Source organism: Dyadobacter sp. OTU695, from assembly GCF_038440355.1.
In the GTDB taxonomy this organism is placed as follows: Bacteria; Bacteroidota; Bacteroidia; order Cytophagales; family Spirosomataceae; genus Dyadobacter.
On record NZ_JASATN010000027.1, the window covers coordinates 13,198 to 28,868 of the forward strand.

General features: G+C 48.0%; 16 protein-coding genes. 10 read left to right on the forward strand and 6 right to left on the reverse strand.

Annotated features, from left to right (window positions below; translation table 11 throughout):
- Window positions 1-13: 13 nt before the first annotated feature.
- The 3 genes from AAHB90_RS29410 to AAHB90_RS29420 all read right to left on the reverse strand — a co-directional run bounded on the left by AAHB90_RS29410 (window position 14) and on the right by AAHB90_RS29420 (window position 1,628).
- A complete protein-coding gene (locus AAHB90_RS29410; protein ID WP_342088882.1) occupies window positions 14-418 on the reverse strand; it encodes a helix-turn-helix domain-containing protein in 405 nt (134 codons plus the stop codon).
- Between the two features lie 13 nt (window positions 419-431).
- A complete protein-coding gene (locus AAHB90_RS29415; RefSeq protein WP_342088883.1) occupies window positions 432-728 on the reverse strand; it encodes a type II toxin-antitoxin system HigB family toxin in 297 nt (98 codons plus the stop codon).
- A 168-nt stretch (window positions 729-896) separates the two neighbouring features.
- Entirely contained in the window at window positions 897-1,628 is a 732-nt protein-coding gene (locus tag AAHB90_RS29420; RefSeq protein WP_342088884.1) for a GNAT family N-acetyltransferase, read from the reverse strand.
- A gap of 383 nt (window positions 1,629-2,011) precedes the next feature.
- Between AAHB90_RS29420 and aat the strand changes: the two genes are divergently transcribed.
- The 5 genes from aat (at window position 2,012) to AAHB90_RS29445 (ending at window position 6,970) form a co-directional block, all read left to right on the forward strand.
- Complete coding sequence (gene aat, locus AAHB90_RS29425; protein ID WP_342088885.1) at window positions 2,012-2,620, forward strand: leucyl/phenylalanyl-tRNA--protein transferase; 609 nt, start codon at window positions 2,012-2,014, stop codon at window positions 2,618-2,620.
- 125 nt (window positions 2,621-2,745) lie between these two features.
- A complete protein-coding gene (proB, locus tag AAHB90_RS29430) occupies window positions 2,746-3,777 on the forward strand; it encodes a glutamate 5-kinase (protein ID WP_342088886.1) in 1,032 nt (343 codons plus the stop codon).
- On the forward strand, window positions 3,777-5,027 hold the full coding sequence (locus tag AAHB90_RS29435; protein ID WP_342088887.1) for a glutamate-5-semialdehyde dehydrogenase: 1,251 nt from the start codon (window positions 3,777-3,779) through the stop codon (window positions 5,025-5,027). Before proB ends, AAHB90_RS29435 begins: the two co-directional genes overlap by 1 nt.
- Window positions 5,021-6,103: a M20 family metallo-hydrolase gene (locus AAHB90_RS29440; RefSeq protein WP_342088888.1), complete on the forward strand. Its 1,083-nt coding sequence runs from the start codon at window positions 5,021-5,023 to the stop codon at window positions 6,101-6,103. The genes AAHB90_RS29435 and AAHB90_RS29440 overlap by 7 nt, the downstream gene beginning before the upstream one ends.
- Before the next feature lie 39 nt (window positions 6,104-6,142).
- Window positions 6,143-6,970, forward strand: coding sequence for an enoyl-CoA hydratase/isomerase family protein (locus AAHB90_RS29445; RefSeq protein WP_342088889.1), 828 nt, complete (start codon window positions 6,143-6,145; stop codon window positions 6,968-6,970).
- A gap of 44 nt (window positions 6,971-7,014) precedes the next feature.
- Here the strand turns inward: AAHB90_RS29445 and AAHB90_RS29450 are convergent, their stop codons facing one another.
- The 3 genes from AAHB90_RS29450 to AAHB90_RS29460 all read right to left on the reverse strand — a co-directional run bounded on the left by AAHB90_RS29450 (window position 7,015) and on the right by AAHB90_RS29460 (window position 10,050).
- Window positions 7,015-8,577, reverse strand: a complete 1,563-nt coding sequence (locus tag AAHB90_RS29450; protein WP_342088890.1) for an Rne/Rng family ribonuclease — start codon at window positions 8,575-8,577, stop codon at window positions 7,015-7,017.
- Window positions 8,578-8,844: 267 nt separating this feature from the next.
- Entirely contained in the window at window positions 8,845-9,714 is an 870-nt protein-coding gene (locus AAHB90_RS29455) for a tetratricopeptide repeat protein (protein WP_342088891.1), read from the reverse strand.
- Window positions 9,715-9,744: 30 nt separating this feature from the next.
- A complete protein-coding gene (locus AAHB90_RS29460) occupies window positions 9,745-10,050 on the reverse strand; it encodes an HU family DNA-binding protein (RefSeq protein WP_015813879.1) in 306 nt (101 codons plus the stop codon).
- A 159-nt stretch (window positions 10,051-10,209) separates the two neighbouring features.
- On the opposite strand from AAHB90_RS29460, the gene mutY reads away from it, so the two are divergent.
- The 5 genes from mutY (at window position 10,210) to AAHB90_RS29485 (ending at window position 15,626) form a co-directional block, all read left to right on the forward strand.
- Window positions 10,210-11,292, forward strand: a complete 1,083-nt coding sequence (gene mutY, locus AAHB90_RS29465; RefSeq protein WP_342088892.1) for an A/G-specific adenine glycosylase — start codon at window positions 10,210-10,212, stop codon at window positions 11,290-11,292.
- Between the two features lie 106 nt (window positions 11,293-11,398).
- Window positions 11,399-12,256, forward strand: coding sequence for a phytanoyl-CoA dioxygenase family protein (locus AAHB90_RS29470; RefSeq protein ID WP_342088893.1), 858 nt, complete (start codon window positions 11,399-11,401; stop codon window positions 12,254-12,256).
- Window positions 12,257-12,404: 148 nt separating this feature from the next.
- A complete protein-coding gene (locus AAHB90_RS29475; RefSeq protein WP_342088894.1) occupies window positions 12,405-13,610 on the forward strand; it encodes a Gfo/Idh/MocA family protein in 1,206 nt (401 codons plus the stop codon).
- 65 nt (window positions 13,611-13,675) lie between these two features.
- On the forward strand, window positions 13,676-14,185 hold the full coding sequence (locus tag AAHB90_RS29480) for a single-stranded DNA-binding protein (RefSeq protein WP_342088895.1): 510 nt from the start codon (window positions 13,676-13,678) through the stop codon (window positions 14,183-14,185).
- A gap of 127 nt (window positions 14,186-14,312) precedes the next feature.
- Complete coding sequence (locus tag AAHB90_RS29485) at window positions 14,313-15,626, forward strand: transporter associated domain-containing protein (RefSeq protein ID WP_342088897.1); 1,314 nt, start codon at window positions 14,313-14,315, stop codon at window positions 15,624-15,626.
- Window positions 15,627-15,671: the final 45 nt, after the last annotated feature.

A 15,671-nucleotide genomic window follows, 5' to 3' on the forward strand; every position in this document is an offset into this window, starting at 1 on the left:
ATTAAATACAAACTCAACTCGCGGCAAGAAGCGTTTCCGCGGGAATGCCAAGGTTCTTACTAATTTCCCTGATCATTTTGATAGTCAGATTCCTCTTTTTATTCAAAACTTCCGAGACCCGGTTTTCTCCACCGAAATAGGGGGCGACATCCTTCCTGCTCAAATGCAGCTGTTCCATTCGCTCTTTGATCGCCTCGATAGGATCGGGTTTAGGAATTGGATAATGCTTTTTCTCATAATCGATCGCTAGGACAGTAATGGCTTCCAGGATATCCAGCGCCTTTTTGCGCTCCGCTTCGTTTTCGAGCAGATCGGCGTCCATCAATGCGTTAATCACCTTGCCAGCTTCCTCGAAGTCCGCCTGATTGGTGATCGGCTTGATAGTGATCTCATTTAAATTGATTGCTAATGCATTCATTATCTGTGATCTGCTAGATGTTCTTAATGTCTTCTATTTTATCGTAATCTTTATGGCTTCCAATGAACCGTACAAATACCAGCTGTCTTTCGTATTCGAATTTGGCAACGAGCCTGTATTTGTTATGTGTTATATTGAACACGATCCTGCCATTTCCGACAGTGTCAGCATTCTTGAAAAAGCTGATTACTTCGTTAGGATTTTGAAACCTGTTTTTCTCAATGGCATCGTACCAGAATTCCAGCGCCGGGCGGGCGTCTGCTTTCTGATCCCAAAATGCTCGTAGTGTGCCTCGTGTGAAAATTCTCATCCTGGCTGCAAAAGTACGCAAGTTTGCCGGAATGATGTTCCCAAACCGGGAAAAGCTGCTGGCTATGTTCTTAACGACAGTAACAAAAAATACCCCGCTTCGGACCTTTTCGGTTGCCGGGCGGGGTATTAAAAATGAGATACTGAAATCTATCAAGTGTGCGGCACACTAGTGTACCAGCACGGCCCCGGCGTTTTTCTTTTTGGCACGTTCTTCCCTTCGTAGCAAAATGCGTTGCTTAATGCGCATCCAGCGCTCGTAGAGGCTCGATTCCTTCAAGAAATCCCAGGTATGCTTTTCGGCTGCCGTTTCGTTTCCGGAAGTGGGCGTTGCGGCTGGCTTTTTATCTTCCGGATCATACATCATACCGGTGCAAAGACAGTGTTTTCTATTGGTCCGGGTGAGTACATCGTAATTCACGCAGCTCGCGCAACCTTTCCAGAATGCGTCGTCGGCGGGAAGTTCACTGAATGTAACAGGCTCGTAGCCCAAATCCGAGTTGATTTTCATCACCGGAAGGCTCGTAGTGATACCGATAATTTTGGCATCAGGATATTTTTGCCGCGACAGTTCGAATGCTTTCATTTTAATAGCTTTCGCCATGCCGCTGTTGCGGAAATCAGGATGTACGATCAGTCCCGAATTCGCCACGAATTTTCCATGCTCCCAGGTTTCGATGTAACAAAACCCTACCCATTCACCGGTGTCTGTTGTAGCAATGATGGCCTTTCCCTCCACCATTTTCTCCATAATATACACTGGGGAACGTTTGGCTATACCGGTACCACGCTTTTTAGCGCTCTCCTCCATTTCCGCGCAAATCCGTTCGGCATAATGGAGATGATTTTCATTGGCAGTCTGTACGATAAACTTACTGCCCACTACTTCGGTATTTTTCATTGATGACTAAGCTGACAAAATGTTCAAGACAATAATTAACTATACCCAGAGACAAACGATGGGACGTCTAGAAATTGTAAGAAAGTTGCGGGTATTAGATATTTACCACGTAGGTAAAAGGAGATTATGCGGTCCGCGGGGACCTGAATCGGAAAGGCGTAGTATGCAGAACTGTATGTATGCCGTTGTGATTCATTGACTTGCTTGTGCGTCTAAGAGGCTGCAAATTTTCAAAAAAAAAATCTTACAGCAAAGAAACAGAAGATATATTTTTATGGTTCGTTTTGAACGGTAAAGTTTTAAAGAGCGAACTTGCACGCGTGCCTGTTTTTGTGCTATTCACACTTCGATCAACAACATTATTCCCTAATTCAGTGGCTTTCATGTCTGCTATCAGCACCGACGATCTTCTCAACGGCTATATCAATGGCATATTCCCGATGGCCGAGGCGGACGGTACGATTTACTGGTACTCGCCCAACCCGCGGGCGATTATTCCGATTGATACCTACAAACCCTCCAAATCGCTCCGACCAGTACTCAATAAAAAGCATTTCGACATTCGCATTAACACCGATTTCGAGGGCGTCATGCGCGGGTGTGCGCTCCCGCGGGCGGCCGAGCCCGGGACGTGGATTTCGGAGGAAATTATCGCATCCTACACAGCATTGCACGAGATTGGCTACGCGCATAGCGTGGAGGCCTGGCGCGAAGACCGGCTGGTGGGAGGGTTGTATGGCGTTTCTATTAACGGGGTGTTTTTTGGTGAATCGATGTTTTCAATCGAGAGCAATGCATCGAAAGTCGCGTTTCACTATTTGATACAGATTCTCAAAATGAACCGTTTTGCCTTGCTGGATACGCAGTTCATCAATGATAATGTGCTCCGCTATGGCGCTATTGAAATTCCGCGGGATGAATACCTGGATCAGCTGCAAAGGGCATTGAAGCTCAGAAGGCGATTTAACGGCGCAGTTTTAAGCGAATTATAATGTGCGAAATGCACCACGGGAATCTCCGGCGCATCTGTTTTCGCCTGAAAAGAAGTATTTTTGGCGCCAGATTGATTACCGGGCATCTGAGATAACCATGATGATGCCGCTTATTTGCATACCAAGTGTCAAAACCTATTCTCGTCATAAAGTTCGGGACAGCCTCTATTACGCTTCCTTCGGGTGAACCTGATGTCAGGATCATTTCGGAAATAGCCCGGCAGGTTTCGGAAATACATTCGCAGTACCGCATTATCGTCGTTTCTTCGGGTGCGGTTGGGGCCGGTAAGGCTTACATTACTGATTATAAAGGCACAATGACCCAGCGAAAGGCAGCCGCGTCGGTCGGTAACCCGTTACTGGTAGGCCTTTATGCTACCTATTTTGCCCCGAACAAGATTTATATCGCTCAAAGCCTTTGCGAGCGGCAGCATTTCGCGAACCGTAACAAATTCCTGCAACTCAAAGAGACTTTCGAAGAACTGTGGGCGAACGACATTATCCCGATCGTGAATGAAAACGATGTGGTAAGCGACCGCGAGTTGAAATTTTCGGACAATGACGAGTTGGCAACCCTGCTGGCAGTTGGTTTCGGGGCCGAATCGCTGATGTTCTGTACCTCGGTAGGCGGGTTGCTGGATGAGGAGGGTAAAATCCTGCGGAACGTATCCAATGTGAACGAGGTTTTTAAGTTTGTCAGGACCGATAAATCTTTCCTTGGTCTTGGCGGAATGGCTTCCAAGCTCACTTTCGCTAAACTGGCTTCGAGAATGGCCATTCGCGTGGTGATTTTTGGAATGAACCAGCCGAATGAATTACTCAATGCATTAAAAGGTGCAGCAGGAACGGTGATCACACCGGGCAAGAGCACATTATCTGCGCGCAACCGCTGGCTCGGAAGCGGCGGGCTGGTGTCGGGCACATTGCATATCGACGAAGGCGCATCGAAAGCATTATTGAAGCGAAAGAGCCTGCTCGCGGTAGGTGTTACCGAAGTGACGGGCGATTTTGAAGCGGGCGAGATCATCGAAATATATTCGTCAGAAGACGAAATGATCGCGGTTGCACGTGCGCGAGAGACTTCTTCGGCGATCCGCACCAACCTGAAAACAGTGAATTTTGAAGTGGCGCATGCCAATGATATAGTTTTGTTATAATGGAATCGATAATACCTCAATTAAAGGAAGCGCGGGAGGCATCAGCTGCCGTTCGCCGGCTGACAGACAGGCAAAGGGCGGATCTTTTGATCAATCTCTCTGCGAAAGTGCTGGCGAATGCCGAAAACATCATTGCCGAAAACCGGAAAGATCTGGATTTGATGGATGATGCCGACCCGAAAAAGGACCGCCTGCTCCTGAACCAGAAGCGGATCAACGAACTGGCGCAAAGCCTGATTGAGGTAGCTGAGCTCCCGGACCCCACCGGCGAAGTTTTTGTAGAAAAGACTATTCAGCAAGGACTTTCTTTGAAGAAAATCGCTGTGCCGCTGGGTGTAGTAGGGGTTATTTATGAATCACGTCCAAATGTTACGATAGATGTGGCTTCATTGTGCCTGCGCTCCGCAAATGCGTGTGTGCTCAAAGGCGGCAAGGAAGCGCAGCATTCCAATACTTACCTGGTGGGCCTAATCCACGAGTCATTGGCGGAATTCGGAGTGCCTGCGGCTGCGGTAACCCTGTTGCCGACTGGCCGCGAGTTTGTAGGCGAGTTGCTGACGGCCATTCAATACGTGGATATTATCATTCCACGTGGTTCGGAAGGGCTGATCAAGTTTGTACGCCAGAATTCATTGGTTCCGACGATCGAAACCGGCGCGGGCGTTTGCCATACTTATATTGAGAAAACAGGTGACCTTGATAAAGGGGCGCAGATTGTCGTGAATGCAAAGGTCTCAAAACCTGCTGCTTGTAATGCGCTGGATACCGTTTTGGTAGACAGGGAAGTGGCAGGAGCATTTTTGCCGAAGCTTAAAGAAGACTTTATTAAATGGAATGTGGAGGTTTTCGCGGACGAAGAGTCGTACGACATTCTTGAAAAGGCGGAATATCCCTATTTGCAAAGAGCCAGCGAAGACGATTTCGGCAAGGAATTCCTGGATTTCAAATGCTCGGTGAAAGTGGTGGACGGGCTGGAAGACGCTTTGAAACAAATTGAAAATTATTCATCCAGGCATTCGGAAGCCATTATTTCGACCGACGAGGAGGCCATCGAAACTTTCCTGAAAGAAGTGGACGCGGCTTCGGTGTATGCTAATGCTTCTACGCGCTTCACAGACGGCGGAGTATTCGCATTAGGCGCAGAAATCGGTATTTCGACCCAAAAGCTGCACGCCAGGGGCCCATTCGCATTGGAAAAGCTGGTAACCGAAAAATGGATTGTTAAAGGTGACGGACAGGTAAGATGGTAAACACTTTGGAAAACATACAAACGCTGTCCAATGAGGCCATCGCATTGCTGAAAAGCCTGATCGAAACGCCTTCTTTCAGCAAGGAAGAAGAGCACACGGCAAAACTGATCGCAGATTTCTTCACGAGAAAGAATATTCCTTTTCATACCAAAAAGAATAACCTGTGGGCTTATAACAAGCATTTCGATGCAAGCAAGCCAACAATGCTGCTTAATTCGCATCATGATACTGTAAAACCGAACAAATCCTGGACACTCGATCCTTTCAAGGCGATCGAGCAGGATGGAAAGTTGTATGGTTTGGGAAGTAATGATGCGGGAGGATGCCTGGTTTCGCTGATCGCCACCTTCTGTTATTTCTATGACAGGGAAGACCTGACTTACAATGTGGCCATCGCGACAACCGCCGAGGAAGAAATTTCCGGGAAAGAAGGCCTGGAAATCGTAGCGCCGGAGTTGCCCGAAATTGCATTTGCCATTGTCGGCGAGCCTACTGAAATGCATTTGGCGGTGGCTGAAAAAGGGCTACTCGTTCTGGATTGCACCGCAAAAGGAGTATCCGGGCACGCTGCGCGTGAGGAGGGCGAAAATGCCATTTACAAAGCATTGAAAGACATTCAATGGATTACGGAATACAAATTTCCCAAAGTTTCGCCCACGCTCGGGCCGATCAAGATGTCGGTCACGATCATCAATGCGGGTACGCAGCATAATGTAGTGCCCGATGCTTGTACATTCACGATCGACGTACGCGTGACGGATCAATACACTTTGGAAGAGGTAATTACTGAAATTAAGGCTAATATCCAATCGGAAGTAACGCCACGCTCGATTCGCTTACGGCCGTCGAGCATTCCTATGGACCATCCCATTGTTCAGGAAGGTTTGAAATTAGGCCGCAATGCCTATGGTTCGCCCACAACTTCCGACCAGGCACTGCTCGATTGTCCGTCATTGAAAATGGGACCGGGACACTCTGCAAGGTCGCATAGCGCGGATGAATTCATTTACCTGCATGAGATCGAAGAGGGTATTGCACAGTATATTAAAATGGTGGAGGGCGTTGTAACCCGATAATTTGCTATACTTGCCAAAGCGAACTAACCACGTTTTGGCATGCGATTCTACACCGAAGAAGACATCAGTGCTTTCGATCATGTCCGGTTTTTGCACATCAAAACTGCAAAGGCCGGACATCTTTTTACCATTACATTGAGCCGGCCTGAAAAGCGAAATGCCTTCACACCGACAATGGCCGAGGAAATCATCTTCGCGCTCGCATATGCACATTACGAGGCTGACATCCGCTGTGTAGTTTTAAAGGCAGAGGGCCCTATTTTCTGCGCTGGCGCGGATTTAAATGCATTTCACGATGCTACCGCGAACACGATCAATCCAACATTACCCATTATTCGCGAGGAAGCCAGACTAGGCGATGCTTTCAATGAGTTATTGAAACCCTGCATTGCCCAGGTAGAAGGCCCGGTACTGGCCGGCGGTTTTCTGATGATATGCGGCTGTACATTCGTTTTCAGTGTTTCTGAGGCTACGTTTAGTTTGCCGGAGGTGAAACGGGGCATTTGGCCAATGCAGGTAATGGCCTCGCTGTTACCAATTGTGCCTCAGAGAAAGATTTTGGAAATGTCGATTACGGGAAAGGCTTATTCAGCAACGGAGGCTCTGGACATGGGTTTGGTTACGCATTTGGCAGATAAGAAGAGTGTTGAGGCAGAAGTAAATGCATTAGCCACGCAGATTTGTAACAGCGCGCCTTTGGCAATACAATTAGGAATACAAGGTTTGCAAAAAATACAGAACCTACCTCAAAGCGAGCAGCATGCATTCCTAAAAAGCGAATTGTACAAACTGCTCCAAACAGAAGACGCCAAAGAAGGAGCATTAGCCTTCAAAGAAAAGCGGGAACCCATCTGGAAAGGGAGATAATGCGCAATGACAACTCCTGACTACAAATGACCAAACCTGACTAATCAGTTCGTTGGCACAATCTCAATCTCTTCCCCATAACGGTTGTGGAATTTGAAATCGACGACGCCCAGCGACGAGTCTTTGATCAGCTTCACCCAGGTTTTGTAATGGAAGAACCATTTTACCTGCTCGGAAATAAATCCTTTTGTGAAATAGGAATGCAGGAACGGATGGAGCGAAATGGTGATACCGCGCTCGTTCTGCTTGGTAAGAATGTAATCGAGGTTGTTGGCGATCACGTCGGATACGAGAATGCTCGCCTGGATCGTGCCAGTACCGCCGCAGGTTGGGCAGGTTTCGCGGGTAACGATATTCATTTCCGGCCTTACGCGCTGACGAGTAATTTGCAGCAGACCGAATTTGGAAAGCGGAAGAACGGTGTATTTAGAACGATCGCCCTTCATCTCATCACGCATGACATCGAACAGCGTGCGCTTGTTCTCCGCCTTTTTCATGTCGATGAAATCCACGACGATAATGCCGCCCATATCGCGTAAACGCAACTGGCGGGCAATTTCCTTCGCCGCTTCGAGGTTGACGCTCAATGCAGTCGCTTCCTGGTCTTCCTCCGAATTGGATTTGTTACCGCTGTTGACGTCGATCACGTGCAACGCTTCGGTATGCTCGATGATCAGGTAACCACCATTGGGGAGACTTACCGAGCGGCCGAAGAGTGATTTAATCTGTTTTTCCAGACCGAATTGTTCGAACAGCTTGTTCTTACCATTATGCAGGCGCAAAATGTTCTCTTTCTCCGGCGCAATGTTGTGGATGTAGGCCTTAATGTCGTCGTACACCTCCTTGGAATCAACAGTAATGCTGTCGAACGACTCGTTCAGCATATCACGGATGATCGAAGAGGCACGGTTCATTTCACCGATCACGCGGTCGCGCGGCTTGGCATCTTTCAATGCCTTGATACCGTTTTCCCATTTGTCCAGGCAGTCCTGCAAATCCTTGTTAAGCTCATCCACATCCTTGCCGGTAGCAACCGTACGGATGATCACCCCGAAATTCTGGGGTTTAATAGACGACATCAATCGCTGCAAGCGGTTTCGCTCCTGCTTGTCGGTGATTTTTTTAGAAAGGTTGACTGAATTGGAAAATGGAACAAGTACAATGTACCGTCCGGCGATCGAAATGTCGCAAGAAAGTCTCGGGCCCTTTGTAGAAATAGGCTCCTTGACAATCTGAACGAGGATTGGCTGGTTTTTGGAAAGGACTTTATCGATTTTCCCAAGCTTCTCGATCTCCGGCTCCATCTTGAAATTCTTCAAGTTGCCGGAGTGCGTACGCTTGGCGATAACATCCTTGGTGAGCTTATTCAGCGAGTTGATATTGGGCCCCAAATCGAGGTAATGCAGAAACGCATCTTTTTCAAAACCAACGTCTACAAAGGCAGCATTGAGCCCTGCCACCAGTTTCCGCACAGTACCGAGGTAGATATCGCCTACGGTAAAGCTTTGGTCCGGTGTTTCTACGTGATATTCTAAAAGACGTTTATCCTGCAAAAGGGCTATACGCTCTCCCTTTTGAGTAGAATTGATTAGTAATTCGTTACTCAATGTTCAACCAACTGAATGGCTCGATAATGTTGATACTTAACTCCCCGCAAATCAGGCTGTTAGCGGGATACAAACGTGGTGAATAAGGATGACCGGATCTTAATAGTTTAAAACCCGGTCATAGCCAATTATTTCTTCTTATGTCTGTTTTTTCTAAGTCTTTTCTTTCTCTTGTGAGTGGAGATCTTATGTCTTTTTCTCTTTTTTCCGCAAGGCATGATTATGTCGTTTATAAATAAGTAATGTATTTCCTTGATGATCTGATGATCAGTTTTTCAGACGGCCTTCCAACTCGCCGATGGCTTGTTGGATCACCGGATCTTTCTCTTCTTTTTTAACCTCCGACAGAACTTTGCTTGCTTGTTCCTTGTCACCCAATTCAACCAGTGAAAGACCGAGATAGAACTTGGCTTTCGTGTTGGCAGGATTGTTGGTTAAAATCTGTCTGAACCTGTCAGCAGCTTTTGAATATTGGTTAGATCTCATGGACAGGATCCCTAAATTGAACAATGCCAATTCGTTGGTAGGATCCGCGTCGATCACCTCGCGCAACATCAGGATACCCTGCATCGGGTTTTCGGTGTTCACGTAGGTCATCGCCATGTTGGCTTTTGCAGTCAACAGGCCAGGATTCTGGTCAATTGCTTTTTGGTAATATTCGCGGGTTTTAGAGCCCAGGTTTTTTGCTTTCTGCTCATCCACCGCGAATCCGTATGCTTCATAATAACGGTCGCCCGCACGCATAAGGTTTTCAACGGCAGGGGAGAGCAAGGCTACTTTTTCGGCGTAGAATGCGGCGCTGTCAAATTTTTGAAGCTTGGCAAACTCGTCGGAAAGTTTGATACCGGCAACAACCTTGCCCTTGTCACCCGCCTGATTGAAGCCGCTTCTGAGCTGATCGACAATTTTTTGCTGATCAGGAGATAAAGCGGCTCCATCATGCGAATTTGAAGAAGATTCCGCCGCAGCAGCTGGCGCAGATGCGCTTGCCGAAGCTGTCGACGCAACGGCGCCCGATTGGCCCTTCTCCTTGTCCATATCCTTACCCTTGTTGTTTACGACCACCTTCGGAAGGCTGAACAGCGTTCCTACCAGTGCAACCGCGAGCACGCAAGAAAGTAAAATGGACTTTTTCATAAATCTTATAACTCAACCTTTTCAGGTAAATTACTTTTCAGCGACTGCTTTCAGTTTGTCACTTTCTTTTACCTGCTCGACAAAAACTTTTGCTGGCTTGAAGCTTGGTACAAAGTGCTCGTCAATAATCATGGAAGTTCCCTTTGAAATATTGCGGGCTACTTTGCGCGCACGTTTTTTGTTGATGAAACTACCGAAGCCTCTAACATAAAGGTTCTCACCATCAGAAAGTGAGTCCTTTACCACGGTAAAAAACGATTCTAGCGTTTGCTGAACGTCGCCCTTGTCTACGCCTGTTTTCTCGGAAATCTGTGCGATTACGTCTGCCTTAGTCACTTTGATTGTTTACTTTAAGTGGATATTATTTCATTAATTTACTTACTCCTGTAAATTTTGGGAACACAAAGGTACGGTAATTTTAATAAAACTTAAAAGGATGATCTTCCCCTTTTTTATATAATTCATTAAAAAACAGTGCACATAAGTGAAAATAATATGATACCGGACGATTTTGAGGTGATTGATTTTAACAGAAGACTGAAATCCTGGTATCTCGAAAACCATCGCCCTTTACCCTGGCGGGAAACCAAAGATCCATATAAAATTTGGTTGTCGGAAGTGATCCTTCAGCAAACCCGCGTCGCGCAGGGAATGCCTTATTTTGAGCGGTTTGCAGAACAATATCCTACCATATATGATCTGGCGGCTGCCGATGAGCGCGATGTGCTGCGATTGTGGCAGGGCCTGGGTTATTACTCGCGTGCCCGGAACATGCATTTCACCGCGCGCCAGGTAGTGGGTGAGCACAATGGTAAATTTCCCGAAACTTCTGAAAAGCTTTTGAAGCTGAAAGGTCTCGGGCAATACACGGCCGCTGCCATTGCTTCCTTCGCGTTCGACGAGGCGGTACCGGCGATCGACGGCAATGTTTACCGTGTGATGGCCCGGATTTTCGGGATTCAGTCGGATATGCTGAGTAACGAGGGGAAAAAGGAGTTCATGGCGCTTGCCAGGCAGCTTGTTTCAAAGGAAGATCCTGCTACGTACAACCAGGCCATGATCGAATTCGGCGCGCTGCAGTGTGTTCCTGCATCGCCTAATTGTGCCGTTTGCATTTTTAACGATCGCTGTTTCGCCTACGAGCATCAAATGCAGGGACAACTACCTGTGAAAATCAAGAAACTGACGGTCAAACACCGTTTTTTAAATTACTTCATCATTAAACAAGGCGACAGGCTCGCCATGTACGAGCGCCGCGGGCGCGACATCTGGAAGGGCCTTTACGATTTTTATCTCGTCGAATCCCAAACCGTCGCCACAACCCCTGACTCCCTGACTATATCTGATCCGGCTTTCCAAAACCTTCTGAGAAAGGGACGTCTCACCGAAGTCCCCAAAGTGTATTCCCACATCCTCACGCATCAACGGCTGCAAGTGCGGTTCTGGTGGCTTGAAATTCCCGAAACGGAACGGATAGATTTGCCACACGGAATGGCTTTTTACAATCATGAAGAGATCGAAGTGCTTCCTAAGCCGATCCTGATCGACACGGTTTTAAGGGAGGAAAATTATCTCTAGTCGTCTGATCGTTTCTGCCTGGAACGCGTTTGTGGTAGTAATGCGTTAAGTAAAATTATGGTTTAAGCAATATATTTTGGTACTAAACACTTAATCAGCATCCGTCATGGGAAGTTTTAGTTTGAACGCCAGCCAGATCGCCGACTATAACCGCGACGGCTATATTATTGTAAAAAGTCTGTTTTCGGCCGAGGAGGTGGGGAAGCTATATCATACCGCCATCGAAAATTCAGTGATGCAAAAGAATGCGATGGACCTGAACGACCAATCGGGAAAGAAGACGAAACTCTCGCTATGGTTTACGCCGGGCGACGATGTGTTCGGGTACCTGATCCGGAGTGAGAGAATGGTGAATTCGGTGTGGCAGCTTTTGCAGCAGGAGAGCCAGGTCTGCCATTTTCATACTAAACTCATGCAGAAAGAGCCGAAAGTCGGCGGGGCCTGGGAATGGCACCAGGACTATGGGTATTGGTATAAAAACCAGTTCATTTTTCCCGATCAACTCATGAGCGTGATGATCGCACTCACGCCCGCTAGCAAGGAGAACGGCTGTCTGCAAGTGATCAAAGGCTCGCACAAAATGGGCCGGGTAAATCATGGCTTCGCAGGCGAGCAGGTGGGCGCGGATATGGAAATGGTGAACCATGCATTGGAAACCATGGAGCTGATTTATTGTGAATTGGAACCGGGCGACGCATTGTTTTTCCATAGTAACCTTATGCACCGCTCGGAAGCAAACCTTTCAGACCATCCGCGATGGTCGCTGATATCCTGTTACAATTCCCAATCCAATATCGCCTACGCTGAAACCTCGACCTCGTGGCGGGTCCCCGTTTCTATCGTTCCCGACCACGCATTGATGGAATGGAACGCGGAGTCGTTCGAGAACGCCGATTTTCTTAAAAAGGAAAATGACCCGGCACTCAAATCCACCGGTTGGGAGAACGAAGTAAAGACTTCATAAATAGTCATGTGTGGTCGTGTATGGTCAAGTATTGTCATTTGTCGTCATGTATGGTCAATCTTGGCGAATATTTACTGACTACTCCTGACAATACCTGACCACTAATGCAATACATTACTATTCCTAAAACATTAAATTGATTGCTGATATGCAGAAAATCGCAATGCTGGGGTCCGGCTTTATCGGACGTTTTTATGCGGAATCCATTCATGGGCAGCGTGGCCGCGACCGCGTTGTAGCCATTTACGCGCGGCGGGAAGAAAGTGCAAAAAAGTTTGCAGACGACTATGGTTGCGACTTCTGGTCGTCGAATATGGAGGAAGTAATCGCGCATCCCGATGTGAATATGGTCTGCATTGCATTGCCTAATAATGTTCATGAAGAGGCGGTAATGCTGTGCGCCAAACATAAGAAGGCGGTTGTATCGACCAAGCCGCTGGGAAGAAATGGGGCGGAGGCGTTGCGAATGCTGAAAGCTGTCGAGGAAGCTGGGATCTTTGCGGGATATCTGGAAGATCTTTGTTATACCCCGAAATTTTTAAAATCCCTCGAAAGTGTGAAAAATGGCTCGCTAGGCCGCATTATCTGGGCCAAATCGCGCGAGGCGCATCCAGGTCCGCATAGCGAATGGTTTTGGGACATTGAACAGGCCGGGGGAGGTTGTATCCTCGATCTGGGTTGCCATTGCATTGAAATATCCCGCAATTTTATTGGTAAGGACATCAAGCCGGTTGAAGTAATGTGCTGGGCAGATACGCAGGTGAAGCCGATCGATGCCGAAGACCATGCCATTGCATTAGTCAAATACGAAAATGGTGCGATCGGGCAGTTTGAAGTGAGCTGGACGTTCCGCGGCGGAATGGATTTGCGCGATGAGGTGATGGGAACAGAGGGTACGATCTGGATCAATAACTTTTTGAGAACAGGTTTTGAGATGTTTACAACCGGACAAAACCCGGATGGTGCCGGCGAGGAATATGTGGCGGAGAAGGCCGAAAGTAACACGGGCTGGCTGTTCCCAGTGGGCGATGAGGTGAACGACCTTGGGTATAACCATATGTTCACAGACATGTTCAATTCAGCGGAGAGAGGTACCGAGCCTGCGGAGAGCTTTTATGACGGCTATATTGTGAATGCAGTCATAGACGCGGCGTATAAATCTGCCAAAACAAAGCTTTGGGAAAAGGTAGAACTGCCGGTATGGCGTGGCCGCGAGGGTGTGGAGAAACCGTCCAATTATACCTCCTACAACGAAACGCACTACCTGATCAAACAGGAGGTGACGCACGACGGCCGCAACAAACTGATCCTGAAAGACAAGGTGACCGGGAAGATCACAGAGCAGGATATTTAGCGGACGTTTTCCATAGAATATGCCTATATTTAAGGTTGCAACAAACATTAACCGCATTCATAATCATGGCAGGAAGCGTTAACAAAGTAATACTGATTGGTAATCTGGGAAGCGATCCGGAGGTTCGGTACCTCGAAAGCGGATCGGCGGTAGCGAAGTTCAATATCGCCACTACCGAGAGTTATACCAACAAAAATGGCGAGCGGGTAGACAATACCGAATGGCACCGCATCGAGCTCTGGGAAGGGTTGGCCAAAGTAGCAGAGAAATATCTCAAAAAAGGAAATCAGGTTTATATCGAAGGACGCATTCGAACGGACACCTGGACCGATAAAGAAGGCCAGCAGCGGACGGGTGTCACGATTCGTGCAAACAGTATGACGCTACTGGGCGGCCCGTCGGGCGGTGGTCCCTCGGGTGGCGGTTCCGGCGGAGATTATAACCAGGGAGGCAATCAGGGAGGTTACCAGCAATCAGGCAATGCGCCGCGTGCCAACAGTGGACCGCGGCCTTCTGATCCGATACCGCCGTCGATGGCAGCGGGTAATGGCGACGACGACGATCTGCCGTTCTGATGCATTCGGTGAGATAGTGACGAATCCCGTTTAAAAATGTATTTATGCCAGAATAGATACGGTTATTAAGCGGGATTCGCTACATTTATCTGATTGAATACCTATTTAGAACATTCTCTGAACTTTCGTGAAAGAAACAGAAGACAGTGACGACCCGCTTGCCCGAACGCGTACGGGGATTAATTTTCCCCAGAAAAGTACGCACTCCACTCTGGCAGGCGTCATCATACCCTTTGATTTCCTCGCCCCATACGACTTTATTCTTGTTATAATCCTTCTGTTAATAGCCCTTTTCCTTTCGGGCGTCCGCGCAGCTTATGCGGCATCCGGCGCAATGGAGAACCCCTGGGAACGGAAAGCGGAAGGCGAGAATCAGCTACCTACACGTATTCAGCAATTGGCGCTCTCGCTGGTCCAGCGGGGTATTACGCTGTTTGCATTGCTGCTAGCGGCCCGGTTGGCGTGGTTGCAAATGCAGGCAGGCAATGAGGCGGTGCGTTGGGAGGTGCTGGTATTCCTTGTGATATGGATCTGGCTCGATGCGATAGTGCGGTACAACAGCGCACGCAAGGCGCAGGAGTTCATCCCGAAAATTTCCGGTCTCACCCAGTTCCTGATTAAAATATGCAAGCCGCTGACCCAGCCGATCATGAAGCTCGGCTATTCGTTCGGTGTGCTAACACCCCAGGGAGGCGAGATCACAACCGAAATGCTCGAGGCCAAGGCTGAAAGCGAGGAAGAAACGGACTTGCTGCGCGGTTTGGCCAATTTCAGGCAGACCAATGCACGAAAAGCGATGCAGGCCAGGGTACAGATTACCTCATTTGATATCGAACTCGATTTTCACGAGTTGATGGACCGGATCAATAAATCGGGCTACTCGCGGGTGCCGGTTTACAGGGATGATCTGGACCATGTGGAAGGGATTCTTAATGTGAAGGACCTGCTCCCGCATATTCATCGCGACGAGCATTTCCACTGGCAAAAGCTGCTCAGGCCTGTTTATTTTATCCCCGAAAGCAAGCGTCTCGACGATCTGATGAAGGATTTTCAGAACCGTCGCGTGCACATGGCGATCGTCGTGGACGAGTATGGCGGAACAAGCGGGTTGATTACCCTTGAAGATATTATTGAAGAAATATTCGGGGATATTAATGATGAATATGACGAGGATGAAGAGGTCAACTACACGCAGGTTGACGAAAACACCTATGTCTTCGAAGGCAGGGTGCTGATCAATGACCTTTGCCGTATTCTGAATTTGGAAACCGATTATTTTGATGAAGTTAGGGGCAACAGCGAGTCGCTGGCGGGGCTGTTGCTGGAACTGTTTTCCCGGCTTCCGCGGACGGGTGAAATTGCTACCCACCGGGAAGTTACGTTCAAAGTACAGTCGGCCGATAAGAAGCGCATCAAAAAAGTGCGGGTGCTGGTGTCATAAAAAAAATACAATTCGATTTTATTTACTCAGAACTTATTCTTAATT